Source organism: Maribellus maritimus (assembly GCF_022267315.1).
Classification (GTDB): domain Bacteria; phylum Bacteroidota; class Bacteroidia; order Bacteroidales; family Prolixibacteraceae; genus Draconibacterium; species Draconibacterium maritimum.
Window position 1 is genome coordinate 1 of the sequence record NZ_JAIKLE010000115.1, and the last position, 2077, is coordinate 2077.

Here is a 2077-nt window from a genome sequence, read left to right on the forward strand (position 1 = left end):
GCATGTTTCATCAATGCAATTCCGTCATAAAGGCGGCTTTGTGATTTAACTGCATACTTCTCGTAAATATTAGCATTGGTGAATTGGGCTTTTACCAAAAACTCATCAACAGAAGATGAATAGTGGATATCCACCCCGGTTTTAAACAGGTGCGAGGCGTACTCCCTGTAGATGTTTGCCGGAATCCAGCGCTCCCCAAAATTGAAATCCAGTTCTTCAAAAGGGATAGGTTCGGGGATAGAGTTTTGAAGAGCTTGTAATGATTCTTGCGCTGCAATATCATTGGGTTGCCGCGTGAGGTAACCTTCAATATTTTTTACTTTCTCAATTACATTACCGGCGATAAATTTGTCGGCTACCTCATAATTTTGGATAAGCGGGTTAAAATAAATCCTCCCATGAAGTTCCTGAACCAGTTCCTCCCGGCTCTTTTCGTTCAGCAAAGACAACATATAATCCATTCGTACTTCTCCGAACTTATTCAGTGAAGCGGCCAGCGCTTCTTCCGAAGTTTCTACCTGTTCAAGGTCCCTGATGTTAAAAGCGACAGGCTGATTAAAAATATCTGCCTTTACCAGTTCCCCGTTTACGCCCCTCTCCAGCGCTAACATTTCATTGGCCCCGGAATCCATTTTTAGCAAGCCGAGGTTTTTGGCGTTGTTCAGATTTCCGTACTTCTGTAAGAAATCATCGTAATAACCATTTAGAAGTTTTCGGTTTGACGCATCTTCTTTTAAACTTTCCGCTTCATTGTTGTACAGTTGGTGATAGGTATCCCTGATTTGAATAAAGAGTGAGGCTTTTGCTTCCTGTTGTGGAGTTAGTTTTAACCTCTCGAATGTTGCTGTATCTCCGTTTCGTTCTCTCAAAAATCCAATTTGGTTTTGGTCTTTTAGCAGAGAACCGGTTTTGAGATGGCTGTGTAATTCTCCATTAAACGGTCTTATATTCGGAAGTGAAGGGATAACTTCTTTGGCCTGTTTCCCGTTTACTGGATTCGGTTGTGCAAACAGGTTTAGCTGTTTGGTTTTTGGTTTAGAGGTACTTCTTTTTCGTGAAGGTTTATGTTGGCTGCGTTCTTCCTGACTAAGGCCAAAGAGGTCGTAAAGGGTCAGTGCCGGTTCTGCCTGTTTTATATTCTGAACAGGTTTGTTTGGAGATGAAACTGAAATAGATTTTTTGTTGGAAACATCTTTTTGAAACAAATCGATATCCAGTTTTTCGCTGAAATCAGCCTCCAGCATTTTTCTTAAATCCGACGCGATTCCGTTTATTCCTCCTTTATGAATAAAAACCTGCGCCGGTTTTCCGTAAGAGTTGGTATCGATAAATCCTTCAGTATGGACTACCCGTTGAAAATTGTTGAAATAGTTGTTGTTGAATACTCCGCTGGAAAGCTTTTCACTTCGTACAAAATCTTTCTCTTTTTGTGTCAACCGGGTTTTACCTAAATCTTTCTGAACAATAATTAAATCACTGCCCACTTCGGTTCCGGCATATTCACTGAAAAGGTTATTGGGCAAGCGGACTGCTGAAACCAACCGGCTGTGGTCCATTAACCACTGGCGTACTGGTTCATTTTTTTGTGAATTCATTACTCCCTGAGAAGTGATAAAAGCCAGAAGTCCTCCTTCCCTGAGCGTATCCATTCCTTTTAAAAAGAAATAATTGTGGATGCTCCGGGAAGCCTGTCGTCTAACCTTATCTTTACTTTTCAGGAATGAAACATCAAAGGCTGCGACGTCACCAAATGGAATATTGGAAGAAACCACATCGAAATGGTTGTTGTAACGGCTTTCAATTTCTTCAAAACCGGCAGTCCTGATTTTGTCTTCAGAATAAAGTTTGGACAGTATTTTTCCGGTTAGTAAATCCTTTTCAAAACCTGTTGCCGAAAGACTTTCATTTTGATTCTTAAAAGCTGAGATAAAAGCACCCAATCCGGCGGAGGGGTCAAGAAACCTATCAGGAGATATTTGATGCTGTTTTAATGTTTCTGTAAGAACCTGAATAATCTCAGGAGGCGTGTAAAAAGCGGTAAGAATGGAATTTTTAAGGCTTCCAACATACTGTTTGT

The 2077-nt window shown here is 40.8% G+C and carries 1 protein-coding gene; it reads right to left on the reverse strand.

Going from position 1 to position 2077, the window contains the following annotated elements:
- On the reverse strand, positions 1–2077 hold a 2077-nt coding region (locus K5G00_RS29165), incomplete at both ends, for an N-6 DNA methylase (RefSeq protein WP_238770109.1).